The 25,586-nt window shown below is 44.2% G+C and carries 19 protein-coding genes and 2 pseudogenes; 2 read left to right on the top strand and 19 right to left on the bottom strand.

Going from position 1 to position 25,586, the window contains the following annotated elements; translation table 11 throughout:
- Positions 1-113 precede the first annotated feature (113 nt).
- The 12 genes and pseudogenes from meaB to AB5I83_RS01830 all read right to left on the bottom strand — a co-directional run bounded on the left by meaB (position 114) and on the right by AB5I83_RS01830 (position 15,999).
- Positions 114-1,241: a methylmalonyl Co-A mutase-associated GTPase MeaB gene (gene meaB / locus AB5I83_RS01885; RefSeq protein WP_448972404.1), complete on the bottom strand. Its 1,128-nt coding sequence runs from the start codon at positions 1,239-1,241 to the stop codon at positions 114-116.
- The gene (gene scpA / locus AB5I83_RS01880; RefSeq protein WP_448972402.1) at positions 1,241-3,472 is read right to left on the bottom strand and encodes a methylmalonyl-CoA mutase; all 2,232 of its coding nucleotides are present in this window, start codon (positions 3,470-3,472) and stop codon (positions 1,241-1,243) included. The genes meaB and scpA overlap by 1 nt, the downstream gene beginning before the upstream one ends.
- The gene (locus AB5I83_RS01875; RefSeq protein ID WP_448972400.1) at positions 3,408-5,363 is read right to left on the bottom strand and encodes a methylmalonyl-CoA mutase family protein; all 1,956 of its coding nucleotides are present in this window, start codon (positions 5,361-5,363) and stop codon (positions 3,408-3,410) included. Before AB5I83_RS01875 ends, scpA begins: the two co-directional genes overlap by 65 nt.
- Positions 5,364-5,558: 195 nt before the next feature.
- A pseudogene (locus AB5I83_RS01870) lies at positions 5,559-6,533 on the bottom strand (dihydrolipoamide acetyltransferase family protein); the annotation flags it as partial.
- Between the two features lie 171 nt (positions 6,534-6,704).
- A pseudogene (locus tag AB5I83_RS01865) lies at positions 6,705-6,806 on the bottom strand (biotin/lipoyl-containing protein); the annotation flags it as partial.
- A 114-nt stretch (positions 6,807-6,920) separates the two neighbouring features.
- A complete protein-coding gene (locus AB5I83_RS01860) occupies positions 6,921-7,904 on the bottom strand; it encodes an alpha-ketoacid dehydrogenase subunit beta (RefSeq protein WP_144476445.1) in 984 nt (327 codons plus the stop codon).
- Between the two features lie 12 nt (positions 7,905-7,916).
- Complete coding sequence (locus AB5I83_RS01855) at positions 7,917-8,912, bottom strand: thiamine pyrophosphate-dependent dehydrogenase E1 component subunit alpha (RefSeq protein WP_448972398.1); 996 nt, start codon at positions 8,910-8,912, stop codon at positions 7,917-7,919.
- Positions 8,913-8,981: 69 nt separating this feature from the next.
- Positions 8,982-10,403 carry a dihydrolipoyl dehydrogenase gene (gene lpdA / locus AB5I83_RS01850; RefSeq protein ID WP_448972396.1) on the bottom strand — a complete coding sequence of 474 codons (1,422 nt, stop codon included), beginning with the start codon at positions 10,401-10,403 and terminating at the stop codon, positions 8,982-8,984.
- A gap of 77 nt (positions 10,404-10,480) precedes the next feature.
- Complete coding sequence (gene buk / locus AB5I83_RS01845) at positions 10,481-11,566, bottom strand: butyrate kinase (protein ID WP_448972395.1); 1,086 nt, start codon at positions 11,564-11,566, stop codon at positions 10,481-10,483.
- Between the two features lie 209 nt (positions 11,567-11,775).
- Complete coding sequence (bcd, locus tag AB5I83_RS01840; protein ID WP_448972393.1) at positions 11,776-12,870, bottom strand: branched-chain amino acid dehydrogenase; 1,095 nt, start codon at positions 12,868-12,870, stop codon at positions 11,776-11,778.
- Between the two features lie 28 nt (positions 12,871-12,898).
- The gene (yqiS, locus tag AB5I83_RS01835; protein ID WP_448972391.1) at positions 12,899-13,804 is read right to left on the bottom strand and encodes a phosphate butyryltransferase; all 906 of its coding nucleotides are present in this window, start codon (positions 13,802-13,804) and stop codon (positions 12,899-12,901) included.
- Positions 13,805-13,938: 134 nt separating this feature from the next.
- Positions 13,939-15,999: a sigma 54-interacting transcriptional regulator gene (locus AB5I83_RS01830; RefSeq protein ID WP_448972389.1), complete on the bottom strand. Its 2,061-nt coding sequence runs from the start codon at positions 15,997-15,999 to the stop codon at positions 13,939-13,941.
- A 213-nt stretch (positions 16,000-16,212) separates the two neighbouring features.
- On the opposite strand from AB5I83_RS01830, the gene AB5I83_RS01825 reads away from it, so the two are divergent.
- Positions 16,213-16,476: a DUF2627 domain-containing protein gene (locus AB5I83_RS01825; protein ID WP_448972387.1), complete on the top strand. Its 264-nt coding sequence runs from the start codon at positions 16,213-16,215 to the stop codon at positions 16,474-16,476.
- A 76-nt stretch (positions 16,477-16,552) separates the two neighbouring features.
- On the opposite strand, the gene AB5I83_RS01820 is transcribed toward AB5I83_RS01825, so the two are convergent.
- On the bottom strand, positions 16,553-17,287 hold the full coding sequence (locus AB5I83_RS01820; protein ID WP_448972385.1) for a glycerophosphodiester phosphodiesterase: 735 nt from the start codon (positions 17,285-17,287) through the stop codon (positions 16,553-16,555).
- A 41-nt stretch (positions 17,288-17,328) separates the two neighbouring features.
- On the opposite strand from AB5I83_RS01820, the gene AB5I83_RS01815 reads away from it, so the two are divergent.
- Positions 17,329-17,469, top strand: a complete 141-nt coding sequence (locus AB5I83_RS01815; RefSeq protein ID WP_167831497.1) for a YycC family protein — start codon at positions 17,329-17,331, stop codon at positions 17,467-17,469.
- Positions 17,470-17,670: 201 nt separating this feature from the next.
- On the opposite strand, the gene spo0A is transcribed toward AB5I83_RS01815, so the two are convergent.
- The 6 genes from spo0A to dxs all read right to left on the bottom strand — a co-directional run bounded on the left by spo0A (position 17,671) and on the right by dxs (position 25,298).
- Positions 17,671-18,468 (bottom strand): sporulation transcription factor Spo0A, encoded by a 798-nt coding sequence (spo0A, locus tag AB5I83_RS01810; RefSeq protein ID WP_448972383.1) that lies wholly within the window; start codon positions 18,466-18,468, stop codon positions 17,671-17,673.
- 320 nt (positions 18,469-18,788) lie between these two features.
- Positions 18,789-20,075 carry a SpoIVB peptidase gene (gene spoIVB, locus AB5I83_RS01805; RefSeq protein WP_448972381.1) on the bottom strand — a complete coding sequence of 429 codons (1,287 nt, stop codon included), beginning with the start codon at positions 20,073-20,075 and terminating at the stop codon, positions 18,789-18,791.
- 124 nt (positions 20,076-20,199) lie between these two features.
- The gene (recN, locus tag AB5I83_RS01800; RefSeq protein WP_448972379.1) at positions 20,200-21,891 is read right to left on the bottom strand and encodes a DNA repair protein RecN; all 1,692 of its coding nucleotides are present in this window, start codon (positions 21,889-21,891) and stop codon (positions 20,200-20,202) included.
- 16 nt (positions 21,892-21,907) lie between these two features.
- Positions 21,908-22,357: a transcriptional regulator AhrC/ArgR gene (gene ahrC / locus AB5I83_RS01795; protein ID WP_041967930.1), complete on the bottom strand. Its 450-nt coding sequence runs from the start codon at positions 22,355-22,357 to the stop codon at positions 21,908-21,910.
- Positions 22,358-22,553: 196 nt separating this feature from the next.
- Positions 22,554-23,402 carry a TlyA family RNA methyltransferase gene (locus tag AB5I83_RS01790; protein ID WP_448972377.1) on the bottom strand — a complete coding sequence of 283 codons (849 nt, stop codon included), beginning with the start codon at positions 23,400-23,402 and terminating at the stop codon, positions 22,554-22,556.
- 3 nt (positions 23,403-23,405) lie between these two features.
- Positions 23,406-25,298 (bottom strand): 1-deoxy-D-xylulose-5-phosphate synthase, encoded by a 1,893-nt coding sequence (gene dxs / locus AB5I83_RS01785; protein WP_448972375.1) that lies wholly within the window; start codon positions 25,296-25,298, stop codon positions 23,406-23,408.
- Positions 25,299-25,586: the final 288 nt, after the last annotated feature.

The following is a 25,586-nucleotide window of genomic DNA, read 5'->3' as shown; positions in this document are numbered from 1 at the left end:
AAAGGTAACAATACAGCTAGATCCATACCCCTAAACTCCCTAGATGAAGGACAACAGAACATTCTGTTGTCCGCTTTTTTTACCAGCAAAAAAGCTGCCCAAAATCGGACAGCTTATTTCTTTGCCTCAAAAAATGCTTTAAATAATTCCTCGACTCCAGATGCGACTGGCCTGTTTCCTGAGATGACTTCATTTTCCACCTTAGGAAGAAGGTATTTAACTTCCGGGTGATGAAAGAAACTTGCCTGCAGCTGATCGATGATCATATCATTCAGCCACTGTTTTGTCTGAAGTCGCCTTCTTTCATCAAATATCCCGTTATTTTTGGTAAAACTCTCAAAGGCTCTGATTGTTGTCCATATCTCTTCAATTCCTTTGTCCTGTAACGCCGAGCTGGTCAGGGCCGCTGTCTGCCATCCCTTTGTAGCAGGCTGCAGGAAATGAAGGATTCGGTTATACTCTTCTTTCGTCTTTTTCGCTGATTGTTCATTTGAGCCATCTGCCTTATTCACAATGACGGCATCCGCAAGTTCCATGATTCCTTTTTTCATTCCCTGGAGCTCATCTCCGGCACCTGTCAGGACGAGAAGCATGAAAAAATCGACCATATCCCTGACAATGACCTCACTTTGCCCAACTCCAACCGTCTCAACCAGGATGATATCGAAGCCGGCTGCTTCACATAACAGCATTGTTTCCCTTGTTTTACGGTGGACTCCGCCAAGCTTTCCTCCTGAAGGGGATGGCCGGATGAATGCCCGTGGATTTCGGGCCAGCTTTTCCATCCTCGTCTTATCTCCGAGGATGCTGCCGCCAGTCAGGCTTGATGTAGGATCTACCGCAAGCACAGCAACTTTATGACCCATGCCGCATAAATAGCTGCCAAAGCTTTCGATGAACGTGCTCTTGCCCGCCCCCGGCACACCTGTGATTCCAACACGGATGGACCGTCCTGATTCTGGCAAAAGCTTCTGCAAAAGAGTTTGGGCCGTTTGAAAGTCATGCTCCGCATTGCTTTCGATCAATGTGATTCCTTTTGCCAGCGCTGTCCTGCCTCCCGCCTTGATGTCTTCAGCTAAGGAAACTGGATCAATCCTTGGTACATTCTTTTTCTTGACGAAACGCCCGGATTTCACAGCGGAACTTTCGGTATTTCCTGCTGCCACTCCTGGTTTCACAACGCTGGAGAACGAATCCGCCTTTTCGGGATCGAACCATTCGGGCTTTTTTTCATCAGTCATTAACTAGACACTTCCTCATAGCCCAGGCGCCCATAAATCGTCCGTAAAACCTTCTGAGCCGCAACTGGGATGACCGTTCCAGGTCCAAAGATCGCGCTTGCCCCATTTTCGTAAAGGAATTGATAATCCTGAGCAGGGATTACGCCCCCGACAATGACAACAATATCCTCGCGGCCTAATTTTTTCAGTTCCTTCACAAGCTGAGGCAATAATGTTTTATGTCCAGCCGCCAAAGAACTGATTCCGATGGCATGGACATCATTTTCAACTGCCTGGATTGCTGTTTCTTCAGGCGTTTGGAAAAGCGGGCCGATATCCACGTCGAAACCTAAATCAGCGAAAGCGGTAGAAATGACCTTTGCTCCGCGGTCATGTCCATCCTGTCCCATTTTCGCTATCATGATGCGGGGCCTGCGTCCTTCATTTTCAAGGAACTCTTCAGTCATCTGCTGAACCTCGGTTATTTCCTCTCCATTTGTGAAGGCCGTGCTATACACTCCGCTGACGGAACGGATGACCGCTTTATGCCTTCCAGCCGCCTTTTCGATTGCATCTGATATTTCTCCAAGTGTCGCTCTTGCCCGAGCAGCCCTTACTGCAAATTCCAGAAGGTTGCCTTCTCCACTCTCAGCCGCCCTTGTCAAGTCATCAAGAGCTGAATGGGCTTTTTCTTCATCACGGCTATCTTTCAACTGCTTGAGCCTTTCTATCTGTTTCGCACGAACGGCGGTGTTATCAATATCCAGGATCTCGAGAGGGTCCTCCTGCTCCAGCTTAAACTTATTCACGCCGATGATTGTTTCTTTTCCAGAATCAATTTGGGCCTGGCGCCTTGCCGCTGCTTCTTCGATCCGCATTTTTGGAAGTCCGGTTTCAATTGCTTTCGCCATGCCGCCAAGACTTTCGATTTCTTCAATATGCTCCCAGGCACGATCGATCAGCGCATTTGTCAAACTCTCAACATAGTAACTGCCTGCCCATGGATCAATGACCTTTGTAATCCCCGATTCTTCCTGAAGGAATAGCTGTGTATTACGCGCAATGCGTGCTGAGAAATCTGTCGGCAGCGCAATGGCTTCATCAAGGGCATTGGTATGCAGCGATTGAGTGTGGCCCATTGCCGCTGCATGTGCTTCAATCAATGTCCGGATCACGTTATTATAAGGATCCTGCTCGGTTAGACTCCAACCTGATGTTTGCGAGTGTGTCCTCAAGGCCATCGACTTTTCATTCTTCGGATTGAATGTCTTGATCATTTTTGCCCAGATAAAACGGGCAGCCCTCATTTTTGCTACTTCCATGAAATAATTCATGCCGATCGCCCAGAAGAAGCTTAGTCTTGGTGCGAAAGAATCGATGTCGATCCCAGCCTTAAGGCCAGTTCTTACATATTCAAGCCCATCGGCGAGCGTGTATGCCAGTTCAATATCCGCAGGAGCCCCGGCTTCCTGCATATGGTAGCCTGAGATACTGATTGAGTTAAATTTTGGCATATATTTTGAAGTATACTCAAAAATATCAGCAATGATCTTCATCGACATTTCCGGCGGGTAAATATATGTGTTCCTGACCATATACTCTTTCAGGATATCATTTTGAATCGTCCCGGATAACTGGTCCTGTGTCACACCTTGTTCCTCGGCCGTCACAATGAAAAACGCCATGATAGGAAGCACAGCACCGTTCATTGTCATTGACACGGACATTTGGTCAAGCGGGATTCCGTCGAACAGAACCTTCATATCCAATATCGAATCAATTGCTACTCCAGCCTTTCCTACATCACCCTCAACCCGGGGATGGTCGGAATCATAACCTCGATGTGTAGCCAAATCAAAGGCTACAGACAAACCTTTTTGTCCCATTGCGAGGTTGCGCCTGTAAAACGCATTGCTTTCTTCCGCAGTGGAAAAGCCTGCATACTGTCTTACCGTCCATGGACGGTTAACATACATGGCTGGATACGGTCCCCTTGTAAAAGGAGGGAGACCCGGCATACCTTCCATATGTTCTGAAGAAGTTACATCTTCTTTTGTATACACTGATTTAACCTTGATCTTCTCATTCGTTTCAAACAAAAGATCATCGATTTCCTGTTGTACCTGCTGATCAACTTGCTCCTTGCTGACTTCCTTTTCCTCAGCAAACAAACGGACTTTCTTAAAATCAGGCTTTTGCACTTGATTCCACCTCCATATCCTGAAGCATTGATGATAGAGTTTGTAATGCATTGCTTCTTACATGTAAAAACTCCTTAATTCCGGCAGATCTCCATTCACTTTGATTTTCATCAGGGATGCCTGCCAGATAAAGTTTTACATCGTGCTCTCTCTTAATGTCCTTTGCTAGCTCAGGCCCAAAAGAATGATAGGAAGACTGATCGCCGCATATAACAAACTGTTTGGCTTTTGAAGAGTTTATGAACTCAATAGCTGCTGAAATGGAGTCCACTTCCCGGCTACTCTCAGCATGAATCCCTCCAGCAGATAATAATCCGGAAATGAAATCTGCTCTTGCCTTATGCTTCTTCAACTCATTAAGGCAAATCAAGCCGACCTTGGGTTGAACACCTTGGCTTTCCAGCTTTTTTGCCTTAAACCTTAATTCCTCATAAGGTGCTGCTAGTCTATTTAATTTTAAAGATGTAAAGCTTGGTTTCACTTCTTTAAAGCTCTCTAATAGAGAACTGTCAGACGTTATTTTACTGATGGCAGAATCAAGGGAGTCTATCATATAATTGCTTTTTAACCCCTTCACTCCAGATTCAGCGATAACATCATAAAGGTTGGCATAAACATTCGTCCCAATTACGCTCTTTTTACGCGTAGCAATGTCCTGTTCACGGGCTTCCGCAGTAAGCGAAATCTGCTCCTGAAGCCAGCCTGATTTCAGTGTTTCATATATACCGCCCCTGCTGTCCATTTCTAGGAATAGTTCCCACGCTTTTTCAGCCAATTCCTTTGTCAGTGACTCGACATACCAGGAACCGCCTGCGGGATCGGCTACTTTTTCAAGATGCGCTTCAGATTTAAGCACCAGCTGCGTATTTCGGGCAACTCTTTCGGAAAAAAGATTCACCGTACCCGAAGGTTCATTAAAGCTATCGGTATGAAGATACTGGATTCCTCCTAAAACAGCAGCAAAGGCTTCATTCCCAGTCCTAAGTATATTCACGTATGGATCGAAAATAGTTTTAGTGAACTTTGAGGTTTCTGCGGATATGACCATTTTACGCTCTTCTGGTTCTGCACCGAAAGCTTCTGCCGTTTTGCTCCACAGAAGCCTCGCTGCCCTAAGCTTGGCAGTTTCCATGAAGAAATTAGAGCCAATCGCAAAGTGGAACACTATCTTTGATAACGCTTTCTTTAACTCCCATCCATTGTCCAGCAGCTTTTGGAGTAGATAAACTCCTGTGGCAACAGTGATTGCCAGTTCCTGCACAGCATTGCCTCCGCTGTTATGGTAAGGGACACTATTGACGAGTACCGTCTTTACTTCTGGCAAATGCTGAGCTGCTTCTTCAAGCACCTTTGCCCAATCCGCAAAAAATTCATCTTCCTCTGTTGGCAGTCCGCCAATCACGCTTGCCTGTGCAATTGGATCCGCTGCAACGAAACCCGTTGGCTTTTCCGACGTGCCAGCTTCCTTGCTGGCAATTGTCAGAGCTGCCAGCAATGGCGTCTGAAGCAATCCAGCATCCAAGCTCATGGGGTACTTATTATCTATGGAAGAGATGAGTGTCATCAATGCTGAATTATCGGAAAACAATTCTGGTTTTACCTCAAAAGAAATGGCAGTTTGTCCTTTTGATAGCGCCTGATCGATTTTTTCTTTCAGTTCACCGAGATTGTTGTAGAATAGGCGGTTTGCTATATGCCAGGACTCGGACTGGTATCCAAGAGAATGGATCCCTCTTCTATAATCTCCCTGACCAGGCAGATCTCCTGCCAGTTCACCTGGAAGATCTCCTTTTGTATAAAGTGGTTTAAGAGTAATATCTTCATATGTATTCGTATAAAGTGAATCAATCGGTTTGCCTTTCAATGAAGCTGCAGCTTTTTCCTGCCAATCTTCAAATGTTGCATCTTTGAACGAGGTCGCCTTCATATTTTCAATCGTCATAAACCCTACTGTCCATATTTCAGACAGCTTTCCCCCCTTCACTGAAATTGTAGTAAAATTCTAATTTTTACACTCTTCTATTTTAGTATACGAATCCTTTTCTAGCAACGAAGGACATTTGCATGAGTTGGCAGAATAAAAACGAAAACGCCCAGAAATTTTCTGGGCGCTTTCTGTTTGCAAAAACAAACTTTATTAATAAATAGATGTTGTCTCTTTTGAGGTGTTTTCAAGAATTTCTTTGATTCTTGCTAAGAAACGGCCGCAAACGAGGCCATCCAGTACACGGTGATCAAGTGACAGACAGAGGTTCACCATATCACGGACAGCAATCATGCCATTATTCATGACCACAGGACGCTTAACGATTGATTCTACCTGGAGAATCGCTGCCTGCGGGTAATTGATGATTCCCATTGATTGGACAGAACCGAAAGAACCTGTGTTGTTGACAGTGAAGGTTCCACCTTGCATATCCTCAGAACGAAGCTTGCCTGCTCGTACCTTTTGAGCAAGCTCATTGATTTCACGGCCAATGCCTTTAATTGTTTTTTCGTCAGCATTCTTGATGACAGGTACGAAAAGTGCATCATCGGTCGCTACTGCAATGGAGATATTGATATCCTTTTTCTGGATGATCTTATCGCCAGCCCACATGGAATTGATTTGCGGGAATTCTTTCAACGCTTGAGAAACGGCCTTCACAAAGAAAGCAAAGAAAGTAAGGTTGAAGCCTTCTTTTTTCTTGAAGTCATCTTTAAGGCCATTTCTGTACTCTACAAGATTCGTCACATCCACTTCAACCATCGTCCATGCATGCGGAGCTTCATGCTTGCTGCGAAGCATGTTAGCGGCAATCGCCTTCCGGACACCTGTTACAGGAATTTCAATGTCACCGGCAGCAACCGGAACTGAAGGTGCAGGTGCAGCAGGCTGGGATGGGGCTGCTGATTGAGCTTGTGTTGCAGGCTCTGTAGCGGCCGGCTGAACTTGTGAAGTTTCTTTTACTGCTTCTTTCTGGCTTGAAGCTTGTGGAATATTGCCGGATTCAATGATTTGCTTAAGGTCTTTGCGTGTGATCCTTCCACCCGCTCCAGTTCCCTTAACCAGGGATAGGTCGATATTATTTTCTTGAGCCAGTTTCAAGACTGCAGGTGAATATCTAGCCTTGCTTCCTTCTTCCGCTGCTGATGCAGGTGCTGCACTTGCACTTGCAGAAGATGCAGAATCTGAAGCAGCATCAGCTGCTGGTGCTTCATCAGACGATCCGCCTTCAATTTCAATGGTGCAGATGATTTCCCCTACTGCCAGCGTGTCTCCTTCACCAGCAATCAATTCTTTGATTGTACCTGAAAATGAAGATGGTACTTCAGCATTTACTTTATCGGTCATGACTTCTGCAAGTGGATCGTATTTATTTACTTTGTCACCAACGGAAACCATCCACTTGCTGATTGTTCCCTCCGTTACACTCTCACCTAATTGAGGCATTTTAATTTGTTCGATTGCCACAGTTTGACCTCCTTCTCCAATCATTCTATTTTCAACATGAATATGTTAAAATTCAGCAAGCTCTCTCATTGCTTTTTCAACTTTATCCGGATTGATCATGAAGTATTTCTCCATTGTTGGAGCATAAGGCATTGCCGGTACATCCGGTCCTGCCAGTCTCTTGATTGGTGCATCCAATTCAAATAAGCAATGTTCAGCAATAATGGCAGACACTTCACTCATGATGCTTCCTTCTTTATTGTCTTCCGTCACAAGAAGAACTTTCCCTGTCTTAGAAGCAGCCTCGATGATTGCTTCCTTATCCAGTGGGTATACCGTACGCAAATCAAGGATGTGAGCAGAAATTCCGTCCTTGGCAAGCCTTTCAGCTGCCTGCAGTGCAAAGTGGACTGCAAGACCGTAAGTGATGACGGTGATATCTTCTCCCTCACGCTTCACGTCTGCTTTGCCAATCGGCAGAACATAATCATCCTCAGGAACTTCTCCCTTGATCAGTCGGTAAGCACGCTTGTGTTCGAAGAACAATACCGGATCTTCATCTCTGATTGCTGCTTTCAATAATCCTTTTACATCATAAGGTGTTGATGGCATAACAATCTTCAAACCAGGCTGATTTGCGAACACGGCTTCAACAGACTGAGAATGGTAAAGCGCTCCGTGGACACCTCCGCCATAAGGAGCACGGATGACCATTGGACAGCTCCAGTCATTGTTAGAGCGGTAACGGATTCTTGCCGCTTCTGAAATGATCTGGTTTACTGCAGGCATGATGAAATCCGCGAACTGCATTTCTGCGATAGGGCGCATGCCATACATGGCCGCACCGATCCCGACACCTGCAATAGCCGACTCTGCCAACGGTGCGTCGATCACCCGGTCTTCTCCGAACTTTTCGTACAACCCCTGTGTAGCTTTGAATACTCCGCCTTTTTTACCTACGTCTTCACCGAGGACAAAAACTCTCGGATCTCTTTCCATTTCTTCTTTGATTGCCAATGTCACTGCATCTATATAAGAAATTACCGCCATTTTCGTTCCCCCTTACTCTTCCGCATATACGTATTTCAGAGCATCTTCAGGCTCTGCATACGGTGCATTTTCAGCATAATCGGTTGCTTCATTGACCAGCTTCATGATTCGATCGTTGATTTCCTTTTCACTTTCATCATTCATGATGCCATTTTCCTTTAAATATGCGCCGAAGGTAATGATCGGATCCTTCGTCTTTGCCTGTGCAACTTCATCTGGCGCGCGGTAGCTTCGATCATCATCATCTGATGAGTGCGGAGTCAGACGGTAGGAGACAGCCTCGACAAGTGTAGGCCCTTCACCACGGCGTCCGCGGTCAGCAGCTTCTTGGACCACTTTATATACTTCTAAAGGATCGTTTCCATCGACAGTGACACCTGGCATACCATATCCGATCGCACGGTCGGAAACCTTTTCAGCAGCAACCTGTCTTTCGTAAGGTATTGAAATTGCATATTTATTGTTCTCAACCATAAAAATAACTGGAAGTTTATGGACGCCAGCAAAGTTTGCTCCCTCATGGAAATCTCCCTGGTTGGAAGATCCTTCTCCAAACGTAACGAATGTTACCAGGTCCTTCTTCTCCATTTTTCCTGCAAGAGCGATTCCGACAGCATGAGGAACCTGTGTAGTTACCGGTGATGAACCTGTTACGATCCGATTTTTCTTTTGCCCGAAATGTCCAGGCATCTGGCGTCCGCCAGAGTTCGGGTCTTCCGCTTTGGCAAAACCAGAAAGCATCAGGTCTTTTGCAGTCATGCCAAAAGTTAAGACCACACCCATATCACGATAGTAAGGAAGCACATAATCCTTTTCACGATCCAGAGCAAAAGCAGCTCCTACCTGTGCCGCTTCCTGTCCCTGACATGAAATAACAAACGGAATTTTTCCGGCACGGTTCAACAGCCACATCCGCTCATCCAGCCGGCGGGCCAACAGCATTGTTTCATACATTTCCATAACTTTTTCATCACTTAAGCCAAGTGCAGCGTGACGATTTTCTGCCATCTTTATACCTCCCAATTGTTCGTACAAGGCCCTTTTCGCAGGGAAAAGAGCTCTTGTTGATAATCTATATTAAGAATGGATTGCTTTGCCATCCACAGCCAGGGCAGCTTCGCCGATGGCCTCTGACAATGTCGGGTGCGGATGGATTGTATGGGCAATTTCCCATGGTGTTGCATCTAAAACTTTAGCAAGTCCTGCTTCAGAAATCATATCGGTTACATGCGGCCCAATCATATGGACACCTAAGATATCATTGGTTTCCTTGTCAGCAACGATTTTTACAAATCCGTCAGACTCTCCATATACAAGCGCCTTTCCGATTGCTTTGAAAGAGAACTTCCCTGTCTTTACATCATGGCCCTTTTCTTTTGCTTCATCTTCCGTCAAACCGACGCTTGCCGCCTCAGGAGAGCTATAGATGCATTTGGAAACAAGGGTATAATCAATAGGATGTGGGTTTTCATTAGCTATATGTTCGACAGCGACGATCCCTTCATGGGATGCAACATGAGCAAGCTGCAGGCCGCCGATGACATCGCCAATTGCGTATATATGAGATTCCTTCGTCTGGAAAAATTCATTTGTCTGGATGAAGCCTCTCTCAAGCTGTATTTCAGTGTTTTCAAGGCCGATTCCTTCAACATTTGCCTGGCGTCCAACAGAGACTAGCAATTTTTCAGCAGTGAATTCTTTCGTTTCACCTTTAACCTCTGCGCTGATCGTGACTCCATCACCTTTTTGAAGTGTCTCAGATAAGACTTTTGCACTTGTAATGATTTTCACGCCTTTTTTCTTCATCGCCCGCTGCATCTCTCTCGAAACTTCCTTATCCTCAGTTGGAACGATACGGTCCGCATATTCAATGACGGTAACTTGAGATCCAAAATCAGCAAGCATGGACGCCCATTCAATTCCGATTACGCCACCTCCGACGATGATGATGGACTTTGGCAGGTCTTCCATGACAAGTGCTTCATCGGATGTCATTACATATTGGCCATCTGCTTCAAGTCCAGGCAATGTTCTTGGTCTAGAACCTGTCGCAACAATGACATTCTTAGGAATCAGCATTTCATTTTCCTCGCCACTGTTCATTTCAACAGAAATGGTTCCCGGCATTGGTGAGAAGATGGACGGACCTAAGATCCTTCCGAGTCCCTCATATACATCAATCTTCCCTTGTTTCATCAGGTGCTGTACACCACGGTGCAACTGCTCAACGATTTTTTCTTTTCTTTCCTGTACCTTTACGAAATTGACGCCAACTTCTCCTGTCGTCACGCCAAATTCTTCACTTTTCTTTGCGGTCGCATATACTTCAGCGCTGCGGAGCAATGCCTTGCTCGGGATACAGCCCTTATGCAGGCATGTACCGCCTAGCTTTCCTTTTTCAACGATGGCAGTCTTCAAGCCAAGCTGAGAAGCTCTGATTGCTGCAACGTATCCGCCTGTACCGCCTCCGAGAATGACCAAATCATATTCTTGAGCCATCTCATTCCCTCCTCTATCTATGTTTTTTTGTATTAATTGACTTACCAATCAGGCATGCCAGCCCTTTTGCGAGCTAGCTACTTGCCAGGATATTCTTTCACTTCTTCTTCGCCGCGAAGAATGCGAATCGCACCTTCAGCGAGTGCCTGCAATTCGTTTTCACCAGGATGGACAATAACATCCGCAATCCAGTTGATTCTTTCAGAGATTGCCTGAACGAACTCTTTACCGTACGCAAGACCCCCTGTAAGAACAATCGCGTCTACTTTCCCAGCAAGGACGGCACTTGCAGAGCCAATTTCCTTTGCTACCTGGTAAGCCATCGCATCATAAACAAGTTTTGCTTTTTTATTTCCCTGGTTAATCATTTTTTCGACCTTCACTGCATCATTCGTTCCAAGGTACCCAACCAGGCCACCCTGTCCGACAAGTTTCTTCATGATTTCTCCCCGGAAGTAATCACCAGAAAAACATAGCTCCACAAGGTCGCCTGCCGGTACTGTGCCTGCACGTTCCGGACTGAAAGGACCATCCCCATGCAAACCGTTATTCACATCGACAACCCTTCCCTTTTTGTGGGCCCCTACAGTGATCCCGCCTCCAAGATGAGTTATGATCAAATTCAGCTCTTCATATTTTTTGCCGAGTTCTTTCGAAACCCTGCGGGCAACTGCTTTTTGGTTCAATGCATGGAAAATGCTTTTTCGTTCAATAAGGGAGAATCCTGATACCCGGGCAACCGGATCAAGCTCATCCACCACGACTGGGTCGACAATAAAGGAAGGTATGTTTAAACCTGAGGCGATTTCGTATGCAAGAATACCTCCCAGGTTCGAAGCATGCTGGCCGGAATAACCTGCACGCAAGTCTGCGAGCATAGTATTGTTCACTGCATATGTTCCGCCCTCGATGGGCCGCAAAAGCCCTCCGCGCCCACAAACAGCACTTAATTTTGAAATGTTGATCCCTTCCGTATCAAGCGTTTCAAGTATCGTATTCTTCCTGAATTCGTATTGATCGATGATGGTTTCATAGGAGTTGATGACAGCTGAATCGTGACGGATCGTTTTTTCAAAAACCGAAACCTCATTGTCAAAGACTCCAATTTTCGTTGATGTAGATCCTGGATTGATGACTAGAATCCGATGTTCTGTTTGTTGCACAGTTAAACCTCCAATTAGCTTGCGGAATAAAAAAGATCCGCAATACGTCAGTAGCATATAGGAAACAGCAGAGGCGCCGAAACAAATATTCAGCGCTCTCTGCGTAAGCCTTGTTTTAGGCTGCTTCAAATAAATTGTTGCCATAAAGTCTTCTTTAAAATCGAAAACCGTTATCTATTCAGCAACTAAAATTATGAACAGAGCCTTTATTAACGGCGGCTTAGGATATGATGGCCGTTTTGCAGGAATTGACTGCGAGAATTGCGCATACTTTCAATTCGCTCTTCTGCCATACGGTCAGCCGCTTTATAAGTAGGAATCCCATCTCTTTTTGCAATCTCGATTACTTTTTCGATATTGTTGTAAATGGTTTCAACCTTTTTCATTGCTCTTTCGGCATTGTAGCCGTAAAGCTCATCCGCAACGTTGATGACGCCTCCTGCATTGATGACATAATCAGGTGCGTATACAATACCCATTTCATGGATGATATCTCCATGCTTTGTATCCTTAAGCTGATTGTTGGCAGCTCCGGCAATGACCTTCGCTTTTAGCTGAGGAATCGTTTCGTCGTTGATTACTGCGCCTAATGCACATGGTGCGTAAATATCACAGTTCACGCTGTAGATATCATCCGGTTCAACTGCTTTAGCCCCGAACTCTTCAACAGCTCTTTGTACTGCTTCCTTATTAATATCTGTAACAATCAGCTGAGCACCTTCTTCATGCAGATGACGGCAAAGGTTAAATGCTACATTGCCCACACCTTGGACAGCGATTGTTTTTCCTTCAAGGGAATCCGTGCCGAAGGCTTCCTTAGCAGCTGCCTTCATCCCTCTGTACACGCCGTATGCAGTAACAGGTGAAGGATTGCCTGATGAACCGAATGCTGGTGAGATACCGGTTACATAGTCTGTTTCTTCATGGATTAAATCCATGTCTGCCACAGTCGTGCCTACATCTTCTGCCGTGATATATCTTCCGTTTAAACCCTGGATATAACGACCGAATGCACGGAACATTTCTTCATTCTTATCTTTGCGAGGATCACCGATAATAACCGTCTTACCACCGCCAAGGTTGAGGCCAGCAGCAGCATTTTTGTATGTCATGCCTTTAGCAAGGCGAAGTGCATCTTCGATCGCCGCTTCTTCTGATGCGTAAGTCCACATACGAGTTCCACCCAAAGCTGGTCCAAGAGTTGTATCATGAATTGCGATGATTGCTTTCAATCCTGACTGTTTATCCTGGCAAAATACAACCTGCTCATAATCGTACTGTTCTAGATACTTGAAAATTTCCATTTCTAATTCCTCCCCTGTTTTATGTAAATTATTTAGAAGCAGAGCATAACGCTAATGCAAGTGAATATAGTTTACTTTCAGCAGTGTCCGCTCTGGATGTTAACACGATTGGAGCTTTAGCTCCGCTAATGACTGCGCCAACTTTTGCATTGGCAAAGTAAATCAATGATTTATAAAGGACGTTTCCAACCTCGATTGCAGGGACCAAGAGTATATCCGCCTTGCCGGCAACCTCACTTTTGATTCCCTTATGCTCTGCAGCAATCTGCGAAACCGCATTATCAAGGGCAAGCGGACCATCCACAATACACCCCTGAATTTGTCCCCTTTTGTTCATCATCGTTAATGATGCAGCATCTACGGTTGCCTGCATCGCAGGATTGATCACTTCCACGGCTGCAAGCGGTGCCACTTTCGGCATTTCAATACCTATAGAATGAGCTACCTTTACTGCATTCTTGATGATTTGGGCTTTTTGCTCAACGTCAGGCGAAATGTTCATCGCTGCATCGGTTACAATTGTAAATCGATCGTAGCCAGGCACCTCGAATACCGCCACGTGAGAAAGAACAGCCCCAGTCCTAAGTCCATATTCTTTATTCAGGACAGCCTTTAAAATCACCGCAGTAGGGATATTCCCCTTCATTACGACATTGGCATCATTATTTTTGACTGCTTTCACAGCCATTTCTGCAGCGGCATAATTATTTGGTGCGGAAATGATTTTAACACCTTTGCTGCCTCCAAGGCTCGGATGCTTCGCCGCAATCATCTTCTCAATTTCTTCCTCGTTTCCATAAAGAAGGAAATCGGCAAGCTTCAGTTCAACAGCTCTGGCAACTGCATTTAAAACCTCAGAATCTTCAGCGGCTGCAACGGCTACTGTTTTCCTGCCCTCTTGGGATGCCATGCTGATGAGTGAGTCTAGTTTCATGACCTGTTTCAACCCCTTCTGTTCTTCTCGCATCGCCACTATATTAAGTATGCAAGAACTGTGCCAACTTAAAATAGTGAAAACGCTTTACTTTTGCCCGAAAACTTTGTGCAACATATTGCAGAGTGTGAAATTTATTGCATGCTATCTGCTTCAATTCTGTATTTTTCAAGCTTATAATATAAATTCCTCACTGAAACACCTAAAGCTTTCGCGGCAGCCGTTTTGTTCCCTTTTACCGCCTTAAGAGTTGACAGAATGACTTTCGCTTCGTACTCCTCAAGTTGGACTGCAAGCGTTTCGGTCGGGATTGACGGACCAATGTTATCCTCCTTATCCTTAACCTGGCTGTTCTGCAATTCCGGTAAATGTTCGATTCGAATGATCGTCTCGCTATAACTCAAAAATATAATCGCGCGTCCAAGGACATTTTCGAGCTCCCTTACATTCCCTGGCCAATCATATTCCATCAACTTCCTAATGGCTTCTTCTGAAACTCCTTCGACGTTACGTCCATAATCCTGATTGATTTTACGGATTAACCTTTCACACAGGAGCGGAATGTCTTCCTTCCTCCTTTTAAGTGGAGGTATATGAATCGGCATCCTGTTTAGCCGATAATATAAGTCTTCTCTAAAACTGCCATTTGCAATCGCCTTTTCAAGGTTCATATTTGTCGCGGCTATGACCCTGACATTGATCGGTACGGGTTTTGTTCCACCCACCCGGACTATTTCTCTTTCCTGAAGGACTCGGAGCAGTTTTGCCTGGGTATTGGCAGGCAATTCGCCGATTTCATCAAGGAAGATACTGCCATTATTGGCTTCCTCGAAAAATCCCCGTTTCCCGCCGCGTTTTGCGCCTGAAAAAGCACCTTCTTCGTATCCAAAGAGTTCGCTTTCGAGCAGTGATTCTGAAATTGCTGCACAATTAACCCGGATGAACTTGTTGAACCGCCGGTCGCTCGCATTATGAATCGCATGGGCAAACAATTCCTTTCCTGTTCCTGACTCCCCGCGAAGGAGGACAGTTGCAGGGGTTTTAGCCCCAAGCTTAGCTTGTTCAATTGGAATCGTCATTTCTTCCGATTGGCCGATAATATCCTCAAATGAGTATTTTGCTTCAAGTGTTCTAATAATCTGCCTCGCTCGTGTCAGCTCACGGTTCAAGCTCTGGATCTCCGACATATCATGGATGACCCCGACACTTCCCTTAAGCTTCCCATCTACGATGATCGGCGCAACATTGACAACAACCTCTTTTTTATTCGGTCCAACCCGCATCGCCGTACCACGGACAGGCCGTCTCGTCTTAAGCACCTTCATATGCATGCTCTCGCCCTCAGAAATATCAGCGGTTGCCGGCTGTCCGATTACTTCTTCTTCCTTCAGCCCGGTTATCCTTGTATAAGCTGGATTGATCATGATTCCCCGGCCATCTTCATCTACTACAGAAATAGCTTCATCACTGGAGTTGATGATCGCCTGAAGCATGGTTTGGATTTCTTTTAAGTTCGTTATCTCTTCCGCAAGGTTCACAACTTCAGTAATATCCTTAAATACAGAGAACGCGCCAATCAATTGATCATTTTCGTCAATGATCGGGATCCTTGTCGTGATGATTTTCGACCCATTAGGCAGCAACAATTCCCGATTGGACTCTACCTTCCTGGTGTTGAGCACTCTTGGAAGCTTGCTTGTGGGTATGATTTCGGAGACATGTTTCCCTTCTGCCTGTTCCTTTGTTGTTCCAATTATTTTTTCTGCGCTTTTATTGAACAAGGTTACGATTCCTTCTGTATTGATGACCACCATGCCATCACCAGAAGAATTGAATATCAAATCATGTTCATATGTAATTTTCCTGAGAGTTTTTATTAGTTCTTCCTTTTCTTCCAAAAGGGTAGCCAAAAGGAACGCGACACTTCCTGGTATCAGCACAGTGTTTTTACCGCGAGCATCCCTTAATTCCCTGAAGACATCGTCTTCACCGGTCACTTCAATGATGATATCCAACTGATCTGAAATGTACTTATGCCAGTCTGCCCCTGTCTGAATCCCTGCATTACGTGCTGCGATAATCCCTGGAGCATCAGGGTTTATATCAATCACAGCAACCACATCTGCAGTCTGTTTGAAAATATCGAGAATAGCCGTGCCGCCCTTACCTGCTCCTACTATCATTACTTTTTGCATAATATCCACCACATATCTAGAAAAATATTTCACGGAAGATCTTTGAAGTCTGCAAAATCTTTCAATATCATTGTAATTCTTTTTGTATGCGCTGACAAATTTCTTTGTTTTCTAACTCTTCTGTACATAATTCACTAAGAGGAACTTATATTGCGGAAAAACACAGGGTTAAGTATACTTTTTAAATAAGGACAAATATCGAGGGGAAAATAAATGATCAGGATCATAGCATTAATCATTATGTTGATACCAGGTGTCATTGCTGCTTTAGGGGTAAAACTGATGCGCGATATGGTGTTTGGAATCTTGCAGTCACCTTTCCCATTTTTGTGGCTTCAATTCCTTGCCGGCCTACTCTTTTTCCTGGCAGGACTGGGTTTCATCGCTGGTTTTATCCTGCATCGTGATCGAAAGAGAAATAAAGTCCAGGCAATTTTCCGGATTCCTGATAGCAATAAAAAGCAAAACAGGCCTTGATTAGAAATCAGGCCTGTTTTATTTTTTCTCTAACTTTAAAAACTAAAGTGAAAACAGTTTTTGGCTTTTTCTTGTTCTACGGCGTAGACTGCATTTCTCTAATTCTTTTAGCCTTGGCTGGGTCGTCCGTTATAACAGCACTGCAGTTTACCTTGAACAATCTTTCCAGCTCAGATTCTTTATTTACCGTATAAGGTCTGACTTCGATTCCGCTCTCAAGGGACGCACTGACAATTTGATCCGGCGCTGCCCTCCAGTGAGGATGAAATCCCCTAGCCTTGATTGACTGCGCATATATCCACGGCATATATAAGCCTTCAGATAGTAAAGGGGCGATTTCAATTTCCGGAGCCAATAAATAGCTATGGACAATGCTGTAATGATTGAAGGAAGAAATGATGATCCTGTCAGATAAATTATAGTGCCTAACCTTATTTATAACCTTCTCTTCCATTCCTGTATAAGGAATAATACTGTTTTTCAATTCAATATTGCAGATCATCCCGGTTCCAGATAACCATTCAAGGACTTCATCCAAAGTAGGAATCTGTTCTTTCTTTGGTGATTCCTTGAATTTGAAACGGGCATCCAACTTTCTTAAATCCTTTAAACTGAAGTCCTTTACCAGCCCAGTTCCATCGGTAGTCCGATCCACCTTTTCATCATGAATCACAACAAGCTCACCGTCTCTTGTCATTTGGACATCGAGCTCTAAGCCATCTGAACCTGCTTTTTCGGCTTTTTTAAAAGCAAGCATTGTGTTTTCCGGGTATTCTGCCGCAAAGCCACGATGTGCTAAAATAAGAGTCATGAACCATCACACCTATCTTTTCAATTTGGAGGTAATAAACAATGAGACCATTGCATATTTCTGCTGAAACTGCTGTAAAGCTTTCAGAAAAACTGGGAGTACCAATAGAACAAATCATGCATATGCCCCAGCATATCCTCATTCAAAAATTATCCGAGCTAGAAAAAGACAAAGAAAAATAAACTCAATGCGCCTTTTAAGGCGTTTTTTAATGGATGGGTTTTACAGAGATTCCCCACTATAAATACATGATAATGTTCAAACTCGAAGAATGCCAATATACAGGCATTAAAAAACACCTTACTTTAGCTCGATAAGTCAGTGCTAAAGTAAGATGTTCAATGTAATAATATGAATAAATAGCTAAATATTGCCTAACTCTTTCAAGAAGCTTTGTGTTCCAGACGAAGTTTGTCTGCGACCATGGCGATGAATTCAGAATTTGTCGGCTTTGCTTTTGACATCGAAACAGTATATCCGAACAAAGAAGAAATGGAATCAATATTCCCTCTGCTCCAGGCAACCTCAATGGCATGACGGATGGCACGTTCCACACGGCTCGCAGTCGTATTGAATTTCTTGGCGATGTCTGGATAGAGGACTTTTGTGATCGAGCCAAGAAGTTCAATATCGTTATATACCATTGAAATGGCTTCTCGCAAATACATATACCCTTTAATATGGGCAGGGACGCCAATTTCATGGATGATGCTTGTAATGCTTGCATCCAGGTTTTTAGGCTTCTGTTCGGCATTTGACCTGCCATAGTTGATGGATGAAGAAGGTTTTCGGGCTACTGATTTCGCCTTGCCGCTTACCTGGCGGATATGCCCTGCGAGATGCTCCATATCGAACGGCTTTAGGATGAAATAGGAAGCCCCCAGCTCTACCGCTTTCTTCGTAACATCTTCTTGGCCAAATGCTGTCAGCATGATAACATTCGGCATGATTCCCTTCTTCACATCACGAAGTCTTTCAAGGACCGCTAATCCGTCAAGGTGCGGCATAATAATATCTAAAAGCAAGACATCAGGATCTGTATCTTCAAGCATCTCCAAACATTCCTGGCCATTATGGGCAACTCCTACAATTTCCATATCATCCTGTGAAGAAATATATTCTTCTAGAAGACCTACTAATTCTCTGTTGTCATCAACAACGCATACTTTTATTTTGTTCACTACTTGGTTCCTCCTCAAATCCAATTATGATCACAAATATTTCTTCTCTAAATTCTATTCTAAATGACTAATTCGACAATGCAACAGAAATTCCTCTTATTTTTAATTTTTTCTTAAAAAAGGAATATTTTCTTATAAATGCTTCATTTTCCTTTGTTTTTCGACTTATTTCGATAGTTGACAAAAAAAGGTTGGTGATTTTGTCGAATAATCTTGATTTTTGCGTGTATTGGTCTGTTTTTCGTTACAGGAACTTCGCTTTTCATGGGCAGTTGAACACAAAGAAAAGGCGGCTGTATGCCGCCGCCGAATTCCTGATATTAACTTGCCTGCTCTCTTGGCTTTTCGTATATGTCGATGCCTGCTTCATTCAGCATCCACTCTATATGAACTCCATATCCACTGGTTGGGTCATTTACGAAGACATGAGTGACAGCGCCTACCAGCTTGTCGCCCTGGATAATTGGACTTCCGCTCATCCCCTGGACAATGCCACCTGTCTTTTCCAACAACTCTGGATCAGTCACTTTAATCACCATACCCTTCGTTGCTGGGAACTTTTGCGGGATGGTGCTGACGATCTCTATATCAAAAAGATTTACTTCGTCATTATTTACAACTGTCAAAATTTTTGCCGGACCTTCTTTCACTTGATGAGAAAGAGCTATTGGAAGAGGCTTATCAAAAACTCCATTTGTAATCTCCTTGTTCAGTTCTCCAAAGATACCAAAAGGACTATTTCTTTTAATATTCCCAATCACTTCCCGATCAGATGAGAAACGAGCCAGCTTTTCACCGGGGTTTCCTTTCCCGCCTTTTTCAATCGAAGTTACCGTTGATCTGACAATTTGCCCATCTCCAACGACAATAGGTTTTTTCGTATCCATGTCCGATATGACATGTCCGAGGGCACCATATTTTTTGGACTGCGGGTGATAAAATGTCATTGTTCCAATACCGGCAGCTGAATCGCGTATATACAATCCAAGCTTATAGGTGTTCTCATTTACATCTTTTTCAGGCTGGAGTTGAGTTTTGACTATTTCATTTTCCCTTTTGATTACAACATCCAATGGCTTGCCGTTTTCACCCGCCTGCTTTACAAACGGACCGACATCGGCCATTTTTTCAATTTGCTGCCCATTGATTTCAGTGATAATATCGCCTTTTTTTATGCCAGCCTTTTCACCTGGCGACACTCTTCCTTCATCAGCCTGCACTTGGTGATGTCCGACCACAAGGACACCAACCGTATTCAATTTTACTCCTATAGATTGACCGCCTGGCCTGACCTTGAAATCCTTAAGGACATTGACATCGACTTTTTTAACAGGGAAGCCTGCTAATTCAAGGACCATTTCATCCTTACCATGTCTTTTTGCCTCAAGGGTGAAGGTCTCTTCTTTTTGGTCCACAGCGATGCTTGAGTCTTTAACTGGGGCAGTAACCTGGACTGCATTTGCCTGGAAATCAAGCTTTTGCCCCTCGAATAACGTTATATCCCCTGGAATGGATAAATATTCTTGTACTGGCTTTGCAAATCCTAAAGCAATTAATGAAACAAGGAGAATTCCACCAATAAATTTTCTGAGAAAATCTTTCTTCAAATCATTTCACTCTCCTCGCTTCTAGTCCACACACATCGAAATGGCTACATCTTTAATTTTGCCTCGTCTCCCCGCATTTATAACCTGTATAAAAATAAAAAAGCTACCCTTTATGGATAGCTTTTCATGTAACTGCCTTCATATTCTGTGCAAGCTTCAGCAATTCTTCTGCATGTTGTTTCGTCAGGTCAGTAACTTCGACTCCTGAAATCATCCGGACAATCTCCTTTACCTTTTCAGATGAGGACAGCGGAGTGACGGAAGTTTTTGTCCTGCCATTCTTGATGACCTTTGCGATATACAGGTGGGTATCAGCCATTGCGGCAACTTGAGGCAAATGGGAAATGCAAAGAACCTGTGACCCAGTCGAGACATTGTAAATTTTTTCAGCGATTGATTGAGCCACCCGACCGCTGACTCCTGTATCCACTTCATCGAAAATGATGGAGGTGACACCTTGATGTTTTGAGAAGATGCTTTTTAAGGCTAGCATGATCCGTGAAAGTTCCCCGCCGGATGCAATCTTTGACAAAGGCTTCAGAGGTTCGCCCGGATTTGTAGAGATATAAAACTCGACCTTATCGGAGCCATTTTTATGGAAATGGTCAGGATCTGCGTCAATCCTAAGGTCGAATACCGTCTTCTCCATATACAGTTCCTTTAATTCTTTATGAATTAATTTCGTCAGTTTTTTAGCATATTTCCTGCGGGTTTGAGTCAAATTATTGGCCTCGATTCGCAGATCCTTTTTAAGTGAGGTGAGCTCTTTTTCCATCTGACCAATATGGACTTCCTTGTTTTGAAGCGTTTCGATTTCTTCCTCTATTTTAGAGGAGTACTCAAGAATTTCTTCGATCGTATTTCCATATTTCCGTTTTAATTGGTTGATCTCGTTCAGCCTGTCTTCAATTTCATTTAAGCGCTTCGGATCATATTCAAGTGAATCCAATTCATTCCTGATTGTCCTTGCAGCATCTTCAAGCATATAAAAGCTGTTCGCTACTGTGTCGGCAACATTCTTATAGTCGGGATCAAGATCTGCTGCATTCTGAAGATTATCCATGACCAGGCCAATCCAATCAAGGCCCTTTTGCTCACCCTGCAATGCCGAATAACTGGTCTGGATACTCTCATAGATCTTTTCGAAGTTGCTGAGCTTACGCTTCTCTTCAAAAAGTTCCTCGTCCTCATTTAACCTTAGGTCAGCCGAGAGGATTTCATCATGCTGAAATTGAATCAAATCGAGTCTGTGAGCCATTTGCTGCTCATTTTCACTTAAGTTTTTCAGCTTTTTCTGTGTTTGTTCAAAAGATCGAAAAACGTGCTGGTATTCTTGCAGCGCAGGCAGGATTTCCTCTGCACCGAATTGGTCAAGAAGATTGATATGCTTTGTCTCATCCATTAATTCCTGGTGCTCATGCTGACCATGGATATCGATCAGTGTCGAGCCCACTTCACGCAGGACTGCAATCGTGACCAGCTTGCCGTTGATGCGGCATACACTTTTTCCAGACGCCGAAATATCCCTTCTCAAGACAATCATCGCATCTTCAATTTCAATGCCAAATTCGGCTGCCTTTGCATAACTTGGATGATTCTCCCCTTCAAGGTGGAACAAACCTTCAATTTCAGCTTTATCTTCACCATGGCGTACGAATTCCGCCGAGCCTCTTCCTCCCACAAGGAGATGAACGGCATCAATGATGATGGATTTCCCGGCCCCTGTTTCCCCGGTTAGTACGGTCAGTCCTTTATTAAGAGAAACGGATAATGATTCAATAATTGCGAAGTTGCGTATCGATAATTCATTTAACAAGCAAACGTCACCTCATTTACAGCATTTCGAGAAAACGATTTGTGACTTGCTCAGTATCCTCTGGAGTACGGCAAATAATCAAGATTGTATCGTCTCCACAAATCGTGCCAAGAATATCTTCCCAATCGAGATTATCAATCAATGCCCCGATCGCATTGGCATTGCCAGGCAAGGTTTTCATCACTAAAAGATGGCCGGCCTGATCGATGCGGATAAAAGCATCCATTAACGACCTTTTTAGTTTTTGCAGTGGATTGAAACGCTGGTCCGCCGGAAGGCTGTATTTATATCTGCCATCAATCAAAGGAACCTTCACAAGATGCAGTTCCTTGATGTCACGAGAAACTGTCGCCTGTGTAACATTAAAGCCTGCAGCTTTCAGCCGGTCCACCAATTCATCCTGCGTCTCGATATCCTTACTCGCGATTAATTCGCGGATTTTAATATGTCGCTGTCCTTTATTCATTAATATCACCCCTGGATATATCCGAAACATTTCATATACTCATATGTTAGCCGATTTCTACAGAATGTACAATCATTCGTGGACTTTCGGCAAAAGTTATCGATGGAATTGACAAAGTGGTGAACTGTTTTTTAAAAAATTTATAATAAATTTCAGTACTTTCAAAACCACACAAAAAAGAACAGGCAGATTCTGCCTATTCTTCTTCAGTAGTTTGTTTTGATTTTAGTTCAGAATGAGCTTCTGTGACGACTGCTTCTAGCTGGGTCTTCAGCATCAGCTTCCCTTTTTCTTCTTCTGTGCCGTTCCACTGAAGATGCAGCAGGAATTCAATATTGCCATCTCCGCCTGTGATCGGCGAGAAACTCAAATCCAGCACATCATAGCCCTCTTCTATTGAAAAAGAAATAATCCTGTCCAGAACTTGTTCGTGCACCTTCCTGTCACGGACGATTCCTTTTTTGCCAACCTGTTCTCTTCCAGCCTCAAATTGCGGCTTGACGAGAGCAACGATATCGCTGCCTGTTACCAGCAAGGTTTTGAGCACAGGCAAAATGAGACGGAGGGATATGAATGATACATCAATGCTTGCGAAATTCGGCATCCCCTTTATAAGGTCCTCCGGTTTCACATAGCGGAAGTTTGTCCGCTCCATCACAACGACACGTTCATCCTGTCGCAGCTTCCATGCAAGCTGATTGTACCCGACATCCAAAGCGTAGGACATCTCAGCTCCGTTTTGAAGGGCACAATCGGTAAAGCCGCCTGTCGAAGCACCGATGTCCAGCAGTGTTTTACCTTGAACATCTAGGTCAAAAACCTTCAATGCCTTTTCAAGCTTCAAGCCACCGCGGCTAACATACGGAAGTACATTTCCTTTTACTGTCAATGGTATGTCACTGCTAACCTTTTCGCCAGGTTTGTCCAGCCGATTCTCATTCGTGTAGACAAGACCAGCCATGATCGTCCTTTTGGCTTTTTCTCTTGTCTCCGCAAGACCGCGTTCAACCAGCAGTACATCTAATCTTTCCTTTTTGATTTTCATTTGCTACGCCCTTTTTTGTTTCTGTCTCGCCAGCTTTTGCAAACGCAAGACGACATCTTCTGTTGTCATGCCAATTTCCTCAAGAAGCTTATCGACACTGCCATGTTCAATGAATTGATCCGGGATTCCCATCCTGTCAATCTCTACATGCTGGTAGCCCAGATCATGCGATGTTTCGAGCACGAAGCTTCCGAATCCACCCTGCAAAACCGCTTCCTCGATTGTTAAAATCGGCATATTTTCTTTCAGGATGCCAATCAGCAACTCTTCATCGAGAGGCTTGATAAAGCGGGTATTGACTACTTTTACAGATACTCCCTGTTTTGCAAGTATTTCTGCTGCTTCCATTGCCATTGGAATCGTTGTCCCGAATGTCAGAATCGCCGCGTCTTCCCCTTCACGAAGTACCTCCCAGGTACCTATCGGGATTTCTTTCAACTCTTCATCCATCGGCACACCTAGTCCATTCCCTCGTGGATAACGCATTGCAATCGGGCCATCGTCGTACTTAATTGCGGTGTATACCATATGCTGGCCTTCGTTTTCATCTTTCGGCATCATCAATACCATATTAGGCAAATGCCTTAAAAAGGCGATGTCAAACACACCCTGATGTGTTTCTCCGTCTGCGCCGACCAGTCCTGCACGGTCGATCCCGATGAATACGTTCAAGTTTTGGCGGCAAATATCGTGGACGACCTGGTCATATGCACGCTGCAGGAAGGTTGAATAGATCGCCAAGAATGGCTTCATATTTTGCGTCGCCAGTCCGGCTGCAAAAGTCGTTGCATGCTGTTCAGCAATTCCAACGTCAATCATCCGGTCAGGGAATTCACTGGCAAAGCCCTCAAGCTTTGAACCAACAGGCATCGCTGGTGTCACAGCCACGATCCGTTCATCCGTCCTCGCAATTTTCCTTACTGTTTCACTAACCAGCTTGCTCCAGGCTGGAGGTGCAGATTCAGGCTTCACAAAATCACCGGTTTCCATTTTATAAGGTCCCGTTCCATGCCATGTGCCAATTTTATCGTTTTCAGCTGGATTGTATCCCTTGCCCTTTTTCGTAATGACATGCAATAAAACAGGTCCTTCCTGCTTTTTAGCATATGCAAGGTTTTCAAATAGATCGTCATAATCATGTCCATCTACAGGGCCAAGATAGGTGAACCCTAATTCCTCGAAGAAGATTCCTGATACAAAGAGATATTTTAAGCTGTCCTTTATTCTTTCAGCAGTCGAAGCAAGCTGACCGCCAATTGCAGGCACCTTTTTCAACAAATATTCCAGTTCATCTTTTACCCAGTGGTACTTGCCAGCAGTGCGAAGGCGGCCTAGTACACTGTGCAATGCTCCTACATTAGGGGCAATTGACATTTCATTATCATTCAAAATGACTATAAGCTTCTTTTTTTCATGCCCGATGTGATTCAACGCCTCTAAAGCCATTCCACCTGTAAGGGCACCATCACCGATGATCGGAACGATGTGCGTGTTTTCGCCCTTCAGGTCACGGGCAATCGCCATTCCCATAGCAGCTGAAAGCGAAGTAGAACTATGCCCAGTTTCCCAGACATCATGTTCACTCTCGACCATCTTTGGAAAACCGCACAACCCTTTATGCTGCCTTAACGTGTCAAACTGGCACGCTCTTCCCGTCAGGATTTTATGCACGTAGGATTGATGACCAACATCCCATAGAAACTTATCCTTCGGGCTGTCAAAACACTTATGGAGGGCAATCGTTAACTCGACAACACCCAGGTTAGGTCCTATGTGTCCTCCCGTAACTGATAACTTTTCTATCAAGAACTGCCGAATCTCCCTGCTTAACTCCTCCAATTCCTTTTTCGAAAGATTCTTCAGGAAGGAAGGGTCTTTTATTGATAAAAGATCCATTTTCGGACCACTCACTTTCATTTCTGACTTATTATTCCGCAATTTTTTCCATATCTCAAAAAGTTGTTAGTAATAACATATATTAAGTAATGAAGGCTTTTCAAGCTATACATGGAAATATGGCTGATTTATGTAGTGAACTTCTCACTATCCTGAAATAGCATGGAGGCTCATCACTGTCAAGAAGCCTCGACGTAAAGAGTCACGTCCCAATTAAATCACAATGATTTATGTATATACTGCCAATGCACATCAAAGCGAAGCATCCTTATGTAAAAAAAGCTGCCA

Source organism: Mesobacillus sp. LC4, assembly GCF_053543455.1.
The sequence above is the reverse complement of the archived record's forward strand: the minus strand, read 5'-3'. Positions and strand labels throughout refer to the sequence as shown.

What these genes read in the sequence shown, in the direction of transcription:
- meaB (WP_448972404.1), bottom strand. Translation starts at nt 1,241, where the DNA reads ATGACTGATGAAAAAAAGCCCGAATGGTTCGATCCCGAAAAGGCGGAT.
- scpA (WP_448972402.1), bottom strand. Translation starts at nt 3,472, where the DNA reads ATGCATTACAAACTCTATCATCAATGCTTCAGGATATGGAGGTGGAAT.
- AB5I83_RS01875 (WP_448972400.1), bottom strand. Translation starts at nt 5,363, where the DNA reads ATGACGATTGAAAATATGAAGGCGACCTCGTTCAAAGATGCAACATTT.
- AB5I83_RS01860 (WP_144476445.1), bottom strand. Translation starts at nt 7,904, where the DNA reads ATGGCGGTAATTTCTTATATAGATGCAGTGACATTGGCAATCAAAGAA.
- AB5I83_RS01855 (WP_448972398.1), bottom strand. Translation starts at nt 8,912, where the DNA reads ATGGCAGAAAATCGTCACGCTGCACTTGGCTTAAGTGATGAAAAAGTT.
- lpdA (WP_448972396.1), bottom strand. Translation starts at nt 10,403, where the DNA reads ATGGCTCAAGAATATGATTTGGTCATTCTCGGAGGCGGTACAGGCGGA.
- bcd (WP_448972393.1), bottom strand. Translation starts at nt 12,870, where the DNA reads ATGGAAATTTTCAAGTATCTAGAACAGTACGATTATGAGCAGGTTGTA.
- yqiS (WP_448972391.1), bottom strand. Translation starts at nt 13,804, where the DNA reads ATGAAACTAGACTCACTCATCAGCATGGCATCCCAAGAGGGCAGGAAA.
- AB5I83_RS01830 (WP_448972389.1), bottom strand. Translation starts at nt 15,999, where the DNA reads ATGCAAAAAGTAATGATAGTAGGAGCAGGTAAGGGCGGCACGGCTATT.
- AB5I83_RS01825 (WP_448972387.1), top strand. Translation starts at nt 16,213, where the DNA reads ATGATCAGGATCATAGCATTAATCATTATGTTGATACCAGGTGTCATT.
- AB5I83_RS01820 (WP_448972385.1), bottom strand. Translation starts at nt 17,287, where the DNA reads ATGACTCTTATTTTAGCACATCGTGGCTTTGCGGCAGAATACCCGGAA.
- AB5I83_RS01815 (WP_167831497.1), top strand. Translation starts at nt 17,329, where the DNA reads ATGAGACCATTGCATATTTCTGCTGAAACTGCTGTAAAGCTTTCAGAA.
- ahrC (WP_041967930.1), bottom strand. Translation starts at nt 22,357, where the DNA reads ATGAATAAAGGACAGCGACATATTAAAATCCGCGAATTAATCGCGAGT.
- AB5I83_RS01790 (WP_448972377.1), bottom strand. Translation starts at nt 23,402, where the DNA reads ATGAAAATCAAAAAGGAAAGATTAGATGTACTGCTGGTTGAACGCGGT.
- dxs (WP_448972375.1), bottom strand. Translation starts at nt 25,298, where the DNA reads ATGGATCTTTTATCAATAAAAGACCCTTCCTTCCTGAAGAATCTTTCG.